We start from the raw sequence: 16,875 nt of genomic DNA, 5'->3' as shown, positions 1-16,875 counted from the left end.
AGGAGTGAGAATATATGTTTTTTGGCCTAGTTCTCATTACAACGCTCGTCTGCATCCCAGGAATAGTGTTTATGCTTCATTCTGAGAACAGGATTCTTTCTTCTAGTGAAGACGAAGATATCCCTCTTCACATTAGAGTTCTAATCCATATTTTTACGGTTTTGTTTTTTTTGCTCTTGTCGGTAACATTTGGGTGGGTATTTGTACTGGCCTTGCCTTTCTACATGGTGGTCTATTTGCTGCAATTATTGTTCATATTTTGTTCCACTTGGTATGGTACCCACTCCAAATCCAAACAAGAGCGTAATTAAGGAGGGATTTTCTTTGGAAAATGTACAGAAGAAGAAAAAGTCCATATATATTTTTATATTCCTAGCACTTTTAATTCTTGGTTCAAACTATACAGTTATGATTATTAAGCCTTTTGGACCTGTAACCGATACGTTAATTCTGGCAACGTTATTTGATTTAACAATTGTATTACCTCTCTTTTTCTATCTATTCGTAGTGCGTAACCGTTTTTCATTGATAACACTACTTCCTGTCATCATTGCTGGTTTCTGGTTTGCTTACTTCATAGTTCCCAATCATGATTTAGCCATTTTTCATTATGCCAAATATGGTATTTTCCTAATTGAAGGAATTTTTATTGCCATTGAATTGTTTCTTGCTGTCTTTTTAATTCGGAAAATACCTACACTGTATCGACAGTACCAACACCAAAAGGAAATAGACTTATATTTCCCTTCTGCTTTAAGGAACGCGCTGATGGAAACATTCGGTAAGAAAAAAGTAATAGATATTCTTGTTTTTGATTTTTCGATTTTCTATTATGCATTCTTCGTATGGAAGAAGAAATGGGAAAGAGAAAACGATGAGAATACTTTTACAATTCACAAAAACTCAGGCTACTTTGGACTTTTCATTATGCTCGTACATGCTATGGTCATTGAAGTAATTGGTGTACACTTTCTAATTGCCCATTTCTGGAGTCCAGTTGCTGCATGGATTTTCACCATATTTGATGTTTACGCCTTATTATGGATTATTGCAGACTACCACGCTATACGCCTTTCTCCTATCGTACTCAGCAATAATAAGCTATTCGCACAGGTTGGTATAAGGCGTGAAATACAGGTGGATCTTGAAAATATTAAGTCTATAACCCCGACACAAACAGACAAAAAAGTAAGAAATATGGAAAAAGAGAGTTTTGCCATCACACTGCCAGACTTCTTTGAAGAAGATCCGCAATTTGAAATTGAGTTAAAGCAACCAACAATAGCTACTTTACCATTCGGAAAGAAAAAGAAAATCACAAAACTCTATGTAACTGTGGATAATAAGGATGCATTCTACCAAAGCATGATGCACTATGTAAAAGTTACAAATGAAGGCGTTTAATGCAACATTAAAAATCGGCATATGTTTGCCGTTTTTTTTGTTTAGAGGCTTCGTGTCGAAGGCTAGTCTATTCTTTTGACTTCTTAATATACATATAGAAAGGCCAGTTCGGGGATGTGAGTTTTATGAAGTCGTATATTCATCGAAAGAAGACACTCTATCGAGGATTAATATTTATCGTAGTCTACCTCAACACATTGTTAACCTTTGCAATTGTATATATTTTTTTAGATTTGCTTAATCTTGGCTCCTTACACGATCATTATGCTTCAGATTATCATCAAGGGCAATCACTCGATATTGTCACACGATCATTGTATTTTAGTGCCATAACTCTTTTATCAGTTGGTTATGGAGACGTTACTCCATTTGGTCTTGCAAGGGCCATTGCCATAATAGAAGCCTTAATTGGATATTTATTACCAGTCGTGATTGTGATTCAATTTCTTCCGCCATTTCGGAATAATGAAGGTGATAATTATCCGTATAGTTAACGAGCTAACCCATGTAAAGGTTAGCTCATTTTTTGTTATTGATTGGCTTTTTTAACCCATTCTGCAACCGTGACTGTACGTTTTGCTTGATGCTTCACAGCAGCTTCAACATCCTCTATCATTTTTCCATCTTGATTTACTGTTACACTTGTTCCATATGGATTTCCACCAGCACTATAAATAGATTGGTCCGTGTACCCAGGTGGAACGATGATTGCTCCCCAGTGATACATAGTATTGTAAAGACTTAATAAGGTTGATTCATGACCTCCATGTGCATTACTTGTTGAAGCCATGGCACTCACAGCTTTATTTGTAAGTTTCCCGTTAAACCATAAACCACCAGTAGTATCTAAGAATTGTTTCATTTGTGCTGGCATGTTTCCAAATCTTGTTGGAACACTGAATATTACTGCATCCGCCTGCTCAAGATCATCTAATGTCACTTCTGGAACATCTTTTGTTGCATCGAAATGTGCTTTCCATGCTGGGTTGGATTCGATCGCTGCCTGGGGTGCTAATTCTGGAACCTTGAGTACTTTTACTTCCGCGCCAGCTTCTTTCGCACCATCTGCAGCCCAATTTGCCAACTGATAATTTGTACCTGTTGAACTGTAGTAAATAACTGCTAATTTAACACCTGACATAAAAAATCACTCCTTATGTAAAATAGAACAACAAAAATATTATTCCTCTATTAGCATTGTAGTATCCAAGATTAAAGTGGTTGCTCATCCTCAGCCATTTCAACTAAGTGACCTGATCTCTCTACTTTTGTCTTTAGGTACTTTTTGTTAAATTCGGAAACATCTCCCCAGATCGGCATTCGTTCAGAAACATTCAGTCCCGAATTCTGCAGTGCGCTAAGCTTTCTAGGATTATTTGTTATTAATGAGACAGGCTTTGATCGTAATGATTTTAACACTCGTATAGCATCGTCGTAATTTCTTGCGTCATCGACAAACCCTAATTGAATATTTGCTTCAACAGTATCTAACCCATTTTCTTGAAGAATGTATGCCATTGCCTTACTAAACAAACCAATTCCGCGTCCCTCATGATTGGCTAGGTAAAACAATGCACCTGCCCCGTGATCAGAAATAATTTTCATTGATTGTTTTAGTTGATAACCACAATCACAGCGTTTACTACCAAAGATGTCGCCTGTATGGCAAATGCTGTGCATCCGTATTAATGCCTCGTCAGCATTTTCAAAATCACCATATACTAAGACGCTGGATTGCTGCATTTCAGCCAGGTTAGTAGAAGAAAGTTTATCAATGATTCGATTGAGATCCAACGTCACTTCATCACAAAGAAGCCAGCAATACCATTGAAAAATAACCGTTTCCCCATCCAAGTTTACTGGTAACTTAATAGGGCCAACTAAATATATTGCTTTATTATCTCTTTCGATAAATTGAATTTTTTCCTCTAAAATTGAAAGAATATCTTTTGATATCACACAAATCCCCCTAGTTAGTTGGTTTTTACTAGTATTCGACTTTTAAGTAGGTTTATCCAATTCGAGCATAAAAAAACCTGATTACTCCTTTGGAATAATCAGGTTCTCCATTTTTATACAGATAAACGATTATCTTCTGATTGCTTTTTACCGTTTAACAAGAAAACGCTTACAGTTAAAGCTGCAAACAAAGCCAGGTAAATAAAGAGAATCCCAATGTTTGCCCACATAAAACTACCATCATTAAGAGAAATGATTGACTTAAATCCAGCATTTGAATAGGTTAGTGGCAAGTATTGACTGAGATTTCGTAAGTTTTCTGGAAGCATCTCAATTGGTAGGTTAGCTCCTGTTATTGATAGCTGTAAAACAATAAAGGCTAACGCTACAAATCTGCCAAGGTTTCCTCCGATTGCTACAAGGAAGAATATAATCGTCATGAACGTTAAGCTTACAAAAACAGTGAACAGAATAAATAAAAATGCATTGCCTACTTGTATTTGAAGGTATATCAATGTAAATAATGAGACTAATAACGCTTGCGCAATTGCAAAAATAGACAATTGCATGAATTTAGCTGCAAACCATTTGAAATTTGACTCTTGAATATCAGCTGGCCTTTTAAAGTCTACAAAGAAAGACATAATTAACATCCCAACAAATAAAGCCAAAGAAATAATATATGGTGCTGTTGAATCACGGTAGTATTGATAGCTATTTACTTTTTCTCCAACTGTTTTAACTGGAGAAGAGAACATTGCAATATTGTCTTCAGCTGCATTGATGCCACCTGTTTTTTCAGCACCACCACCTAGACCTGAAGCAAGCTCCTCACTACCATTCTTAATTTTACCTACACCATCATTAATTTGAGTGGCTCCGTCAGTTAAATCACTCCAGCCAGTTTTGACAGTTTGTGTACCGTCACTCACTTGCTTCATCCCAGTATGGATTTCACCTGCTCCTGCAGATAGCTGTTGCCAGCCCTTATTAACGTCTGCATTACCTGCGGCGATTTGTGATGTACCGGCATGTAGCGTGGTTACACCACCTGTTAGGGTTTGCCAGCCTGTGTTTACGGTTTGGTTCCCGTCTGCGATTTTTGCTGAACCAGCATTTAACTCTGAAGCTCCTGCTGATAGATCTTTCCATCCTTTATTCACATCAGCAGTCCCCGCACTAATCTGAGTTGTACCAGCTTTAAGATCGGTTACTCCTACAGTAAGTGCTTTCCAGCCCTCATTAACGGTCTGGTTACCTGCTGCAATTGTTTTTGCACCATTATTCATTACCGGAAGCTGAGCAAGCATTTCCTTCCAAGAAACGTCAAGTTGTGTCGTCCCAACAGCTAGACGTGCAAACCCCGGAAGTAATTCGTTGTTAATACTGGTTGATAGTTGGGTTTGACCGACAACAAGAGCGTCAATACCGTTTTTTAGAGTTTGTGGATTACCTTCTTCATAAATACCTTTTTCAAGTGCATCTACTCCAGGCTTTAGTGCGGTATCTATATTCGTAATTACTTCATTAATTCCTGCATTAATGTCCTTACTTCCTTGAACTAATTTTGCAAAAAGTGGATCTGCAGCAAGGAGAGGATGCTTGGCATAAGCCTCTAACCCTTCCGCTAATGTTTTAGAGCCTTCTGATAGCTCGCTTACACCACCTCTTAGTTTGCCGACGCCAGCATTTAACCCCTGAACTCCAGGAAGTAACTTACCATCTACGCTTAGTTGGATCCCTTGTAAACCACCTAAAACCTGCTCAGCCCCCCCTTTCAATTTAGGACCACCTTTTTCTAGCGCTAAAGCACCTTGATGAAGCTCAGTTATACCAGCAGAACCTCCAGTTATCTTATCTAACAGAGTCTGAACACCATTAGAGAGGTCCTTTGATCCTGCAGCTAGTGCTTCAATATTTTCAGAGCTTTCATTTAGTTTTCCTAAGATTTTCGCTGCTCCTTTATCTGCAGCAGCCGCGCCATCTGCTAGCCTTGTTATATCCGGCTGTTTAGTCGTTAGATTAGTCAGAAGTTCTTTCGTTCCTGCCTCAAGATCCTTGGATCCCTTAGCAAGTGCAGCAATATCACCTGACTTACCTTTTAGGTTACTAAGGATTTCAGCTGCCCCATCATTAGCTTCTTTCGCACCTGCAGCTAGTTTTGCAATATCACCTTTTTTAGTAGTGAGATTGCTAAGTAGTTCACCAGTCCCGGCTTCAAGCTCTTCAGAACCAGCAGCTAGCTTTTCAATATCTGGAGCTTTTTCCTCCAGGGACTCTACCATTGTGTTTGTTCCATCATGTAGCTCAGTTGATCCAGAATAAATTTGTTCAGAACCCTCTGCTGCAGAACTAAAGCCTTCTGCAATCTCTCCTAACTGGGTAAAAAGATTTTTCGCATAGGTTTCCGTGATGGTATTTCCTAATTGCTCACGAATTTTGTCTGTTGCACTGCTTGTAACCTGTGAGGCCATAAAATTGAGACCCTCGTTTTGGATATAACGCAGCTCCGGTATTTGAGGATTTTCATCTAGAACAGTTGTAATCTTTTCCGAAAAGTCCTCAGGAATTTCAATAACCATGTAATAATCCTGATTATCCAACCCCTTTTGGGCCACCTCAAGGCTAACAAATTTGAAGCCAAGTGTCATAGATTCCTTCATACTAGCAACTAGATCTTCTCCGACATTAATTGGTTCATACCCTGAGATCGCACCTTTGTCCAAATTTACAACAGCTACAGGCAAGTTCGACAGATTGTCATATGGTGACCATTTTGCAGACAGAAGTATAGCTGCGTACACGATTGGAATTAGTAACACGGCAATGACTGATAGCAAAACCCCCTTTTTTTGTGCAAGTTTGGCAAGGTCTGCCTTCAGTAAAGTAAAAACACCCATTTTTTAACCCCCTTTTTATAAAGTTTAGTCGAAATGAATGAATACTCATTCATTAAATATTCCTCCATTTCTGACTTTTCATTATATTCTATTAATATATAAAAAATTCCTCCTATTAAAGTCGATTGTCGAAAGAAATATATTTTGTCGAATTCTTTCCAGCCTCATAATCTTCTTGCTTTTTTCCCTTGGTAAATGATATAGTTACCTAGGTAACTATTCGAAAATAAGTAAGTTGTAATGAGGTGTATTTATGCAATCTAGCCACAATCTTTTCCATGCCGTGCATCAATTGTCACGTCAACTTATTAAACATGTGAATGAAACTTTAGAACCCTTTGGACTTTATAGTGCACAATGGTCTGTTTTATTTGTACTAAAGACAAAAGGAACTTTAACTCAATCAGAGCTTTGTGAGTACTTAACAGTCGAGGCACCACCAATGACTCGAAATATTCAAAAGCTTGTTAAACTTGGATATGTCAATCAGGTTCAAGGAGCTGACAAACGAGCGAAACATATTGAGTTGACAGAAAAAGCATTAGAAGAGTATCCAAAATGGGAGCAAGCAATGGTTGAAATGAACAGAAAATTACTAATAAGCTTCCCTCAGGAATCACAAGAACAGCTTAATGAGCTTTTAAAGCATTGGTTCCATCAGATTAAAGAATAATGCATCAGGAGGAATAATATGGGGAAACAAAAACTATGGACGAAGGACTTTATTAGTCTGTCGTTTAGTAATTTCTTTGTCTTTTTAACTTTTTATTATTTATTGGTTTCATTGCCAGTATACACATTATCAGATTTGGGTGGGAATGAATTAGAAGCTGGACTCATGGTTACAGTGTTTTTATTCTCCGCAATCATCATTCGACCCTTTGCTGGACAATGGCTTAACACCATTGGCAGAAAGAAAGTTCTTACCATTTCATTACTTATTTTTATGATTTCATCGTTATTATATTTTTTCACTCCTTCCATATACTCTCTTTTACTCTTACGATTACTTCATGGTATTGGATTTGGTATGGCAACAACAGCTGCAGGCGGAATTGTCGCGGACATTATCCCCGATTCACGTAAAGGTGAAGGTATGGGATATTTTATCATGTCAACCAACTTAGCCATGGTTATCGGTCCTTTCTTAGGGTTAACCCTCATGAACAAAGCTGGTATGGATAGTGTGTTTTTAATTGGAGTACTTTGTTCTGTTCTTGCCTTACTAACAGGATATTTTATTAAAGTACCTTCTATAACACTAGGAGAATCAGTTCAAGAAGAGTCTAGTAATGGGAAATTATCGTTTCAAGACTTATTTGAGGTTCCAGCTATTCGTATTTCGATTGTAGGGGGACTACTCGGTCTAGTTTATTCCTCCATACTATCCTTTGTGTCAGTATATGCCCAAGAAATTGGATTAGCAGAGGTTTCAAGCTTCTTTTTCGTTGTCTATGCAGTGGTACTACTTGCGTCCAGACCCTTCACAGGTAGATGGTTTGATCTATACGGTGCAAATAAAATCATTTACCCGTCCATCATTCTTTTCGCAATTGGTATGATGATTTTAGGAATCTCATCAAATTCATTTATGTTTTTAGCGGCTGCAGCCTTAATAGGACTTGGCTGGGGAACTCTGTTTCCGAGTTTTCAAACCCTCGCCATTCAAGCAGCTGCACCTAAACGTAGAGGGACTGCAACAGCTACTTTCCTTTCCATATTTGACACTGGAGTTGGGATTGGGTCATCAATAGTAGGTATTATTAGTGCGCAAATAGGACTTGATTCCTTCTATTTCTTTAGTTCCTTCTATGTGCTGTTCGGTATCATTCTTTACTACTATATTCATGATAGAAAAGTAAGACTCACATTGCTCAAAGAGAAGCAATCTACTAATGGGATAAATCAGTCTTTATAGTTTGGATAAAAAGGGGTCACCCTTTTTATCCTTTTTTCAATTAAGCAAAAAATTAGATACGCATGTTGGTAATGGTTATAATTAAAATTGAATACGAATCTACATAAGGAGTGATTATAATGTTTGATGTTGTAATTATTGGAGCTGGACCTGCTGGAGCTAGTGCAGCATTATTTACTGCAAAAGCTGGGAAGAAAACATTACTCTTAGATAGCGATAAAGGTATGACAAAACGTGCATGGGTTGAAAACCATTATGGAGTTATGGAAATTGAAGGTCCAGATTTAGTGGAAACTGGGCAAAAACAAGCAGCAAAATTTGGTGCGGAAATTGTTCAACAAGCGGTCACTTCAGTTGAGAAAACTGACAATGGTTTTAAAGTTCAGACTGAAAATGGCGAGTACGAAGGTAGATATGTACTATTTGCAACAGGCGCTTTAACTGATGTAGCTGCAGCTTCAGGTGTGGCAACGAAAGAAGGAACAGAGCCACGTATAAAAACCGTACTTGATGTAGATGCAACTGGTAAAACAAATGTGGATGGTATTTGGGCTGCAGGTACTTGTGCGGGCGTAAGTGTTCACACAATCATTACAGCTGGTGATGGAGCTAAGGTTGCCATTAATATCATTAGCGAAATAAATGGTGAACGTTACGTTGACCATGATGTTCTAAAAAAATAATCGCTTTAAAGTTAGCCAGGTGTTGAATAAAAATCACCTGGCTCTATTGCGTAACCATTAGGAAGCCAATAAATGCTGATATGGTACATATAAGAGTAGAAGCAAATATGTAAAGGAATGCTTGCCTCCATTTTTCAGAAAGAAATAATTGAATGGTTTCATATCCAAAAGTTGAAAACGTCGTGAAAGCGCCACAGAATCCTATCCCTATTAGCAACCAAACCCATTCAGGAATATGATTCATCTGTTTCACTCCCACTAAAATTCCTAATAAAAAGGATCCTAAGATGTTAATGAATAAGGTTGGATATGGAAAGTCACCTTTCATTCTCTTACCAATCCAAATACCTGCTATGTATCTACTTGCAGCTCCAACTGCACCCCCAACTCCAACTAGGATTATCAAGATTCCTCACCCATTTTTCGTAAATTAGCCAATCGATAACCAAAATAAGAAAGCATAAGTCCAGCTAAAAGGCTTGCTACAACATATAAAAAGGCAAGTCCAATATATCCTCCATCCAGTAGATGAACCACTTCAACTGAAAAAGTAGAAAATGTCGTGAACGATCCGATAAATCCTGTACCGAATAGCAAAGATATTTTCGGATTAATTTTTTTATGGTTGGCAATAAAGGTTACTAACCATCCCAGAAAAAAGCATCCTATTACATTTATGGTTAAGGTTCCAATTGGAAAGCCATTTGGTGCAGGCACCCACTCTCCTAGTAGATAACGGCAGCACGCCCCAAAAAAACCACCAATCATTACATAAAACACTTTCATTCAATCACTGTCCTTATTATGATTATTTATTATACCATTTTAAAGGATGGCGTTGATGAAACTATTAATCATCATTTTTTCGTGAACACTCCAGACACGCAGAGTGTACCAATCATGAATTCACTTTGAAGTCATGTTAGCGTAAAGGAATTTCTACTGAAACTTTTTATCTCAATGTACGTAGAACACAATAAGGATGAAACATATTCAACAGACGTCCCTGGGTGTTCTAATAATGGGATGAATGAAACGAGGAATGGAAATGGAATCAAAAGAAATACTTGAAAATGAATTAAAAATCATTGAAGCATGGGAAAAGGACCAGCAAGGATTATGGTTTTGGGAGCGAATCGGTCGACTCCCCTTTAAAATATTGGATAAGCTGACTCCAAAATTTATCCATGAAAAAATTGCAGTTTTGTTAGATGAAATTGGGAGCTACATACAAACTGGAGGGAAATATCTCATTCAAGAAAAAGCAATATTTGACCTACTTGAGAAGAAATCCAATAGACCCATTTCAAGTATCTCAGACATTGCAAACATCCCTCTTCAGTCAATGTCAGATGCAAGTAAAGAGCATGCCGAAAGATGGTCAAAGGTTGCTACTCTTCAGGGAGCAACCACTGGTATTGGTGGAATATTTACACTCGCAATTGATATACCCGCAATTCTCGGAATGTCATTAAAGACACTTCAGGAAATTGCCATTATTCATGGCTATGATCCAAAGGATAAAAGCGAGCGAATTTTTATCATTAAATGCTTACAATTCTCATCTGCAGATATAGTTGGCAAACAAGCCATTTTGAAGGAACTTACGACTTTTTACCAAGAACGGGAACCGTCAAAAGAAATGATGTCACAGCTACAAGGTTGGCGAGAGGTAGTCTACACGTACCGTGATCAATTTGGCTGGAAGAAGCTTTTTCAGATGATCCCTATTGCCGGAATAATTTTTGGAGCCATATCAAATCGTTCCATGATTCAAGACCTAACTGAAGCAGGTAATATGTTATATCGAAAAAGAAGAATTCTCGAACGTTTGCAACATGAATCTACGGCTGACTAGATATGAACGTAGATCCAAGGCACAACCTTCGATTCAGGTTCACACTTTTTTAAAAAATTGAATAGTATACAGTGAGACTACCGAAAGGAGTTTATTTGCTTATGAAATGGAAAAACTATGGCTTATATGTCTCACTGGCATCTATTTTATACATGGTGTTTAAAGACTTAGGTATTCAAATAGACTTATCAACATGGGAAACCTACGTAACTGCAGTATTAGGTATACTTGCAACGTTAGGTATCATCTCAAACCCAGAAAAAGGAAAAGGCTTTTTTGACAAAACTCCGGATACACCTACAGAAGCAATTTCACAGGTGACAGAAAACCTACAAAATCAAAACCAACCATTAGGGCAACAAGGAAATCCACCACAAAATCCAAATATGCAAAATCAATTCTATAACCAACAAAATCAATGGTTTCCTCCTCAACAAACAATACCAAATAACGCACAGGAACCAGGGATGAATCAGAACAATTATGTCAATCAATATCAAAATGAATATCAAGGGGCTCCAGTCCAGGGAACTACAGACACTATGCAAGCAGAGACAGTGCAGGTTCAGCCGGAGACAAGTCAAACTTATAGCCAACCTTTGGATTCATACTCACCAGAACCCCAAAACAATTCATCATTTGATAGAGCATCCATACATGGAATGCCTGCGCCACCGGATGAACGGATGTAGTGAAAACTAAGCACCAAAACATTTGGTGCTTTTTTCATTGAAATCTATGAATAATCTAATGGGAAATATAAGAAAATATGTATATCGAAACTGAAGTGTGGTGGATTAACGGATGTGAAAGCTATTGAACGTTTATTTTGGAGTATTGCTTTACCAGGGTTTGGACAATTATTAAACAAACAATATGTAAAAGGATTGACCTTTATTTTTTTAGAGTTTCTGGTTAATACCCTTGGAAATTTCAACGAAGTCATCAGACTAAGCTTTTTAGGTGAAACACAGTTGGCACTTCAATTGACGAATTATGGGTGGCTAATGTTTTACCCTTGTTTGTACTTTTTTGCAATGTGGGATGCATTTAAAGAAGCTGGTGGAGGGCAAGCTCCCTATTCCTTCTTACCATTTGCTTTTTGTGCATACTTTGTGACAGTAGGCCTCATGTATGCACCGAAAGCAATGTTCTTTGGAATTACATTTGGGCCAGTCTTTTTCCCGATGATTTGCGTTATTCCAGGATTAATCGTAGGTTTTCTAATAAGAAAGATTATCTTACAATTTAGTAAAGAAAACAGTTATACATAATATCTAACATATTTATCTAACGAACGAGAGAAAAAGGGGAAGTTCATACTTTCCCTTTTTTATTGTCGCAACTTCTTCGCAAAAAAATCGCTATGTTTTTAAAACATAACGTTCTTCCATGTCCTAATATAAACTTATCGAAATACCGACAATGGAACTTGAAACATATTCCAAAGTAATACAATAAAAGCAGCGGATACAATCCAAGCGTGAAAAGGTCTTACGTAATGTAATCGTAGAATTAAGAACATAGCAAGATTAAATAATACGGACCACCATAAATTCCAACCATTATCATATTTTATTAATCCAAAATACACATCAAGAATTTCATTAACTGTATAAATGACTACCCAGAACAATATATAGCCTAATTGTTTACTCTTATCACTTTCCTCTGGATATCTTCCTAAAAAGATAAGAATGGTCGCTGGGTATTTTATTGCCATGATTGAAAATACGATATGTGTGTTTCTTAGGCCGATTTCTTCGTCAACACCCTTAGGGTCATACGTCCACATTGGATAAAGATCAGCCAATAGATATAAATATAGAAAATTTCCTACTAGTAAAAAGAGAAAGGTCGTATAGTATTTTCTATAGTTTCTCCAATCCCCCCAAATAAATAATGCAGCTAGCCAGACCAACCCATATATCCCATTCACAAAAGGCACCTCTACTATTTTTTGATAAAATGCATCCACTTTACCAAATTGATACCATAAGTATTTCCAAGTTTTTTCCAGTCTATAAAAAAACTGCCGGAATCTTCCAGCAGCCTGCACTATTATTATTTTATTTTCCTATATAATTTTTGTTTATCACTAATAACCTCATACATATCTTCTTTATCTGTATAGTGGATAGTTTCTTTGTCTCCAAGACCCAGTACACCAAGCTGTGTCAGGCTATTATAAAAAAGATCATGAACTTTTTTTTGGAGTGTTTTATCAAAGTAAATAAGAACATTTCTACAGAGTATGACATGAAATTCATTAAACGATTGATCTGTTACGAGATTATGCTGCGCAAACACTACATTCTTTGATAAGCTAGAATCGAATTTGACTCCATTATTCGTAACATGATAATAGTCTGAAAAGGAGGTAGTCCCTCCTGCCTGTAAATAATTACTCGTATACTTCTTCATATTTTCAAGTGAAAAGATTCCTGCCTTTGCTTTCTTTAATACCGTTGGATTAATATCTGTAGCATAGATTTTGGTCTTCTCATAAAGTCCCTCTTCATGTAGAAGAATTGCCATTGAGTATACCTCTTCTCCAGTCGAACAACCTGCATGCCATATTCGTAATGATGGATACGTACGTAAGATAGGGATTACCTTTTCCCGGAACTCCAGGAAAAATAAAGGATCTCGGAACATTTCTGTTACATTAATAGAAAAATCAGCTATTAGCCTTTGTAAGCAAGAAGAATCATGGAGAACTTTCTCCAGTAATCCTGTAATAGTTGCTACCTTCTCTGCCTCAACTCGATGTAGAATTCTTCTCCTTATAGAACTATAGGCGTAGTTTCTATAATCATATCCACACCAAGAATATAATCCTTGTAATAATAATTCTATTTCAACTTTTTCAATGTCAGGATTATGCTGCGGTTCTATTTTGTTATCTAGCATCCTAGTTCCTTCCTTGATACAACCACACTTTAATAAGTGAGATTAATTTATCAGGCTCTACTGGTTTTCCGATATAGTCTGAGGCCCCTACTTCAAGACATTTTTCCCGATCCCCCTTCATTGCTTTTGCAGTTAGAGCAATAATAGGTAATGTCTCAAATTGTGGAAGTTTTCTTATTTTTTGAATGCACTCATATCCATCCATCTCAGGCATCATGATATCCATTAGAACTAGGTCGAAATTTGATTCACTTTTCACTAACTCTAATGCCTCAAGACCATTTTCTGCAAAATGAACTTCCATTCCATAAAGTTCTAGGATACTTGATAGAGCATATACATTTCTCACATCGTCATCTACTAAAAGAATCTTTTTGTCTTTCAGGATGGTATCCGCTTCAACTACGTAATCTAGGTCTGTATAGACTGTTTCCTCGCTGTCACAGTTAAAATAAAGCTCGAGTTCATCCTTAAGGCGCTGAGGTGAATGTTGATCTTTGATAATAATTGTATGTGCAAATTTAGTTAAATGGGCTTCTTCCCTTAACGTAATGTCTCTGCCAGTATAAATAATAATCTTACCAATGATAGTACTTTCAATTTGTTCTATCTTTTCTAGTAACACAAATCCTGTTGTGTCTGTTAAACCTAGATCTAGTATGACACAATCATATTTATTGACCTTTAATTCTTCAAGAGCCTCCTTGCCGGTAGATACAGCCTTAATAATGACATCCATATCCCCAATAAGCTCCATCAAACTCGTGCGCTGATTTTTATCATCATCTACAATGAGTAATCGTTTTATATGGCTGTTTTCCTCTTGTGCGGGAAGACGGTAGTCAGTTGAACTTTTACCTGATGCCGATTTGTTTTCATTGGGAACTCTTTCAAGCGTAACTGCAGCTTCGTCTATAACTACAACATCTCGATCAGCTGTACCCTCGTAATCTCCAACAAGGAATGTAAATGTACTGCCTCTTGTTTCAGCACTTGTAACAATCACTTCTCCACCCAATAAAGCTGCATTCTCTCTACTAATGGTTAACCCCAAACCTGTCCCGCCATATTTCCTGCTAGTTGTTCCATCTGCTTGTTGAAAAGCTTGGAAAATACTATCGAGTTTTTCTTTCGGAATTCCGATTCCAGTATCAATGACTGAAAAAGATAGTTTCGATGTGCCTTTATTCGAAGGAATTGTACTAACTTCTAAAGTAACACTGCCTTCATGCGTAAATTTAAAAGCATTTGAAAGTAGATTGTGTAAGACTTGCTGAATTCTTGTTTCATCACTAGTAATGTATTTCGGAACATTATCTTTCACATTAATTGAGAAATCTAATCCTTTTCCATTTGCAATAGAACGGTAATTAGCTTCAACAAAAGAAACCAAGTCCGAAATTTCAACTTTATCTACATACACTTCCATTTTGCCGGATTCAATTTTCGCTAGGTCCAAGATATCATTAATTAATGATAGTAAGTCATTCCCTGAAGAATAGATTGTGTTAGAAAACTCAACTTGCTTTGGAGAGAGGTTACCCTCTTTATTATCTGCAAGTAGCTTAGATAAAATTAGCAAACTATTTAATGGTGTACGTAGCTCATGTGACATATTAGCTAGAAATTCAGATTTATATTTTGATGCTAGGGACAACTGATAGGCCTTTTCTTCTAACTCCGCTCTCGCCTTTTCAACTTCACGATTTGTTTGTTCAAAACGTTTGTTTTGTTCCTCAAGATTCTTCGCTTTCTCTTCTAACTCTACATTCGTTTGTTCAAGTTCTTCTTGTTGCGCTTGTAGTTTCTCTTCGGATTGACGAAGTGCATCTGTTTGTTCTTCTAGCTCTTCATTTGTTGCTCTAAGTTCTTCCTGTTGTGCTTGAAGTTCTTCGGACTGAGCTTGTATTTCTTCCATAAGTGTTTGAGACTCTTCTAATAAAACAGACAATCTCAATTTGCCCATTAAATTTTCAAGGATAATTCCTACATTATTCGTTACTTCCTCTAGGAAAATCTGCTGAGTCTCATTAAACTTAGTAAACGAAGCAAGTTCAAAAACTGCGATTACATCATCTTCGAAAACAATAGGTAATATATAAAGGGTTAAGGGAGTTGCTTTCCCTAGGCCAGATGAAATCTGAACATAATCAGACGGTACATCAGAAAGAATGATAGCTGATTTTTCAACGATTGCCTGTCCAAGTAAACCTTCGCCAGGTTGAATTCGATTCGAAACATGCTTTCTTTCTTTAAATGCATACGAAGCTAGTAAACTATAATTCACGCTGTCTTGATTTGAAACATCTTTCACATAAAAAACAGCATGACTAGCTTCGACTAGAGGTACTAATTTCGATAAAAATGTTCTTCCTAAAGTATCTAAGTCTGGAGAATTGCTTAAGCTCGTTGTAATATCAGCAATATTGGATTTAATCCATGTTAACTGTTGGTCTTTTTCAATTTGCTCTGCTAATGTTGTAGTCATTTTGTTAAATGCCTTTGCAACATCCGATATTTCATCTGCAGAACTGATCCCAACCTTTGTTTGTAGATCCTCTTCTCCATCTGCTATTTCATTCATGACACTAGACACTCGCTTTAAACGCTTGGATAACGAAAACATAGTCCAGAATAATAAAAGGATAATAATGATAATGACAGCTGCAAGTAAGCTAATGGTTAATAGGGTATCACTTTGAAAGTCATCAATTATTTCGATGAGTGAAGATTCAAAGTTCGTTTCAAATGAGAAAGTTAAATCCTTTGTTACACTATAGAACTCTTGATGAAGGTCCATAGATTTCTCATTGATTAATAATATAGCATCGTTTTTTCTTCCTTGGTCAATAAGTGTAAGGATCTCATCTTTGTACGAATTAAATTTTTTATTTACCTCTTTAAGCTTAGTAATTACTTCTATTTGCTCTTGAGAGTCTACTCGTTCCTCAAGAATCACAATGTTTTTAGATATTTCTTCAGTCTCTATTTGTAGCTTGTTTATCTCATTTTGAATAGTTGATTCATCCGTGTAGATAACTAGATTTCTAAGGATAATCCCTTCGTCTTTTACATCTCGATTAATTTGCTCCCCAATGAGAGATAACTCATAATTTTCTTGTAATGACGTTTTATTTTCCTCTAAACTAGCTACTTGCAGCCAACCCAACCCAATAAAAATTAGTAGTAGGATTGGCAACGGCATTAGGGTTATTAATAATTTTGTTCTTATTTTCATGA

Annotated in this window: 16 protein-coding genes; 8 read left to right on the top strand and 8 right to left on the bottom strand. The window is 36.8% G+C overall.

Features of this window, described 5'->3' with window-relative positions; genetic code table 11:
- Positions 1 to 324 precede the first annotated feature (324 nt).
- Positions 325 to 1,404: a hypothetical protein gene (locus ACWNMY_RS15965; protein ID WP_449539252.1), complete on the top strand. Its 1,080-nt coding sequence runs from the start codon at positions 325 to 327 to the stop codon at positions 1,402 to 1,404.
- A gap of 125 nt (positions 1,405 to 1,529) precedes the next feature.
- Positions 1,530 to 1,898 carry an ion channel gene (locus ACWNMY_RS15960; RefSeq protein WP_449539251.1) on the top strand — a complete coding sequence of 123 codons (369 nt, stop codon included), beginning with the start codon at positions 1,530 to 1,532 and terminating at the stop codon, positions 1,896 to 1,898.
- Between the two features lie 35 nt (positions 1,899 to 1,933).
- Here ACWNMY_RS15960 and wrbA read toward each other — a convergent pair whose 3' ends face one another.
- The 3 genes from wrbA to ACWNMY_RS15945 form a co-directional block, all read right to left on the bottom strand.
- Positions 1,934 to 2,545 carry an NAD(P)H:quinone oxidoreductase gene (wrbA, locus tag ACWNMY_RS15955; RefSeq protein ID WP_449539250.1) on the bottom strand — a complete coding sequence of 204 codons (612 nt, stop codon included), beginning with the start codon at positions 2,543 to 2,545 and terminating at the stop codon, positions 1,934 to 1,936.
- Between the two features lie 71 nt (positions 2,546 to 2,616).
- A complete protein-coding gene (locus ACWNMY_RS15950) occupies positions 2,617 to 3,363 on the bottom strand; it encodes a GTP cyclohydrolase II (protein WP_449539249.1) in 747 nt (248 codons plus the stop codon).
- 113 nt (positions 3,364 to 3,476) lie between these two features.
- Positions 3,477 to 6,263 carry a YhgE/Pip family protein gene (locus ACWNMY_RS15945; protein ID WP_449539248.1) on the bottom strand — a complete coding sequence of 929 codons (2,787 nt, stop codon included), beginning with the start codon at positions 6,261 to 6,263 and terminating at the stop codon, positions 3,477 to 3,479.
- Positions 6,264 to 6,516: 253 nt separating this feature from the next.
- On the opposite strand from ACWNMY_RS15945, the gene ACWNMY_RS15940 reads away from it, so the two are divergent.
- From ACWNMY_RS15940 to ACWNMY_RS15930, 3 genes are all read left to right on the top strand, one after another.
- The gene (locus tag ACWNMY_RS15940) at positions 6,517 to 6,936 is read left to right on the top strand and encodes a MarR family winged helix-turn-helix transcriptional regulator (RefSeq protein WP_449539247.1); all 420 of its coding nucleotides are present in this window, start codon (positions 6,517 to 6,519) and stop codon (positions 6,934 to 6,936) included.
- A gap of 18 nt (positions 6,937 to 6,954) precedes the next feature.
- Positions 6,955 to 8,181, top strand: coding sequence for an MFS transporter (locus ACWNMY_RS15935; protein ID WP_449539246.1), 1,227 nt, complete (start codon positions 6,955 to 6,957; stop codon positions 8,179 to 8,181).
- A 119-nt stretch (positions 8,182 to 8,300) separates the two neighbouring features.
- Positions 8,301 to 8,864 carry an FAD-dependent oxidoreductase gene (locus ACWNMY_RS15930; RefSeq protein WP_449539245.1) on the top strand — a complete coding sequence of 188 codons (564 nt, stop codon included), beginning with the start codon at positions 8,301 to 8,303 and terminating at the stop codon, positions 8,862 to 8,864.
- 43 nt (positions 8,865 to 8,907) lie between these two features.
- Here the strand turns inward: ACWNMY_RS15930 and crcB (ACWNMY_RS15925) are convergent, their stop codons facing one another.
- Together crcB (ACWNMY_RS15925) and crcB (ACWNMY_RS15920) are read right to left on the bottom strand one after the other, a co-directional pair.
- On the bottom strand, positions 8,908 to 9,270 hold the full coding sequence (gene crcB, locus ACWNMY_RS15925) for a fluoride efflux transporter CrcB (protein ID WP_449539244.1): 363 nt from the start codon (positions 9,268 to 9,270) through the stop codon (positions 8,908 to 8,910).
- Entirely contained in the window at positions 9,267 to 9,650 is a 384-nt protein-coding gene (gene crcB / locus ACWNMY_RS15920; protein WP_449539243.1) for a fluoride efflux transporter CrcB, read from the bottom strand. Before crcB (ACWNMY_RS15920) ends, crcB (ACWNMY_RS15925) begins: the two co-directional genes overlap by 4 nt.
- 262 nt (positions 9,651 to 9,912) lie before the next feature.
- Here crcB (ACWNMY_RS15920) and ACWNMY_RS15915 point away from each other — a divergent pair, with 262 nt between their 5' ends.
- The 3 genes from ACWNMY_RS15915 (at position 9,913) to ACWNMY_RS15905 (ending at position 11,996) form a co-directional block, all read left to right on the top strand.
- Complete coding sequence (locus tag ACWNMY_RS15915; RefSeq protein ID WP_449539242.1) at positions 9,913 to 10,722, top strand: EcsC family protein; 810 nt, start codon at positions 9,913 to 9,915, stop codon at positions 10,720 to 10,722.
- Between the two features lie 101 nt (positions 10,723 to 10,823).
- Positions 10,824 to 11,414 carry a hypothetical protein gene (locus ACWNMY_RS15910; RefSeq protein WP_449539241.1) on the top strand — a complete coding sequence of 197 codons (591 nt, stop codon included), beginning with the start codon at positions 10,824 to 10,826 and terminating at the stop codon, positions 11,412 to 11,414.
- Positions 11,415 to 11,528: 114 nt separating this feature from the next.
- The gene (locus ACWNMY_RS15905) at positions 11,529 to 11,996 is read left to right on the top strand and encodes a hypothetical protein (protein ID WP_449539240.1); all 468 of its coding nucleotides are present in this window, start codon (positions 11,529 to 11,531) and stop codon (positions 11,994 to 11,996) included.
- Positions 11,997 to 12,130: 134 nt separating this feature from the next.
- Here the strand turns inward: ACWNMY_RS15905 and ACWNMY_RS15900 are convergent, their stop codons facing one another.
- The 3 genes from ACWNMY_RS15900 to ACWNMY_RS15890 all read right to left on the bottom strand — a co-directional run bounded on the left by ACWNMY_RS15900 (position 12,131) and on the right by ACWNMY_RS15890 (position 16,873).
- Positions 12,131 to 12,661 carry a CBO0543 family protein gene (locus ACWNMY_RS15900; RefSeq protein WP_449539239.1) on the bottom strand — a complete coding sequence of 177 codons (531 nt, stop codon included), beginning with the start codon at positions 12,659 to 12,661 and terminating at the stop codon, positions 12,131 to 12,133.
- 125 nt (positions 12,662 to 12,786) lie between these two features.
- A complete protein-coding gene (locus ACWNMY_RS15895; RefSeq protein WP_449539238.1) occupies positions 12,787 to 13,635 on the bottom strand; it encodes a CheR family methyltransferase in 849 nt (282 codons plus the stop codon).
- A gap of 1 nt (position 13,636) precedes the next feature.
- Positions 13,637 to 16,873, bottom strand: a complete 3,237-nt coding sequence (locus ACWNMY_RS15890; protein WP_449539237.1) for a response regulator — start codon at positions 16,871 to 16,873, stop codon at positions 13,637 to 13,639.
- Positions 16,874 to 16,875 lie beyond the last annotated feature (2 nt).

The organism is Ferdinandcohnia sp. Marseille-Q9671, assembly GCF_976954385.1.
The sequence above is the reverse complement of the archived record's forward strand: the minus strand, read 5'-3'. Positions and strand labels throughout refer to the sequence as shown.

What these genes read in the sequence shown, in the direction of transcription:
- ACWNMY_RS15960 (WP_449539251.1), top strand. Translation starts at nt 1,530, where the DNA reads ATGAAGTCGTATATTCATCGAAAGAAGACACTCTATCGAGGATTAATA.
- wrbA (WP_449539250.1), bottom strand. Translation starts at nt 2,545, where the DNA reads ATGTCAGGTGTTAAATTAGCAGTTATTTACTACAGTTCAACAGGTACA.
- ACWNMY_RS15945 (WP_449539248.1), bottom strand. Translation starts at nt 6,263, where the DNA reads ATGGGTGTTTTTACTTTACTGAAGGCAGACCTTGCCAAACTTGCACAA.
- ACWNMY_RS15940 (WP_449539247.1), top strand. Translation starts at nt 6,517, where the DNA reads ATGCAATCTAGCCACAATCTTTTCCATGCCGTGCATCAATTGTCACGT.
- ACWNMY_RS15935 (WP_449539246.1), top strand. Translation starts at nt 6,955, where the DNA reads ATGGGGAAACAAAAACTATGGACGAAGGACTTTATTAGTCTGTCGTTT.
- ACWNMY_RS15930 (WP_449539245.1), top strand. Translation starts at nt 8,301, where the DNA reads ATGTTTGATGTTGTAATTATTGGAGCTGGACCTGCTGGAGCTAGTGCA.
- crcB (WP_449539243.1), bottom strand. Translation starts at nt 9,650, where the DNA reads ATGAAAGTGTTTTATGTAATGATTGGTGGTTTTTTTGGGGCGTGCTGC.
- ACWNMY_RS15915 (WP_449539242.1), top strand. Translation starts at nt 9,913, where the DNA reads ATGGAATCAAAAGAAATACTTGAAAATGAATTAAAAATCATTGAAGCA.
- ACWNMY_RS15910 (WP_449539241.1), top strand. Translation starts at nt 10,824, where the DNA reads ATGAAATGGAAAAACTATGGCTTATATGTCTCACTGGCATCTATTTTA.
- ACWNMY_RS15895 (WP_449539238.1), bottom strand. Translation starts at nt 13,635, where the DNA reads ATGCTAGATAACAAAATAGAACCGCAGCATAATCCTGACATTGAAAAA.
- ACWNMY_RS15890 (WP_449539237.1), bottom strand. Translation starts at nt 16,873, where the DNA reads ATGAAAATAAGAACAAAATTATTAATAACCCTAATGCCGTTGCCAATC.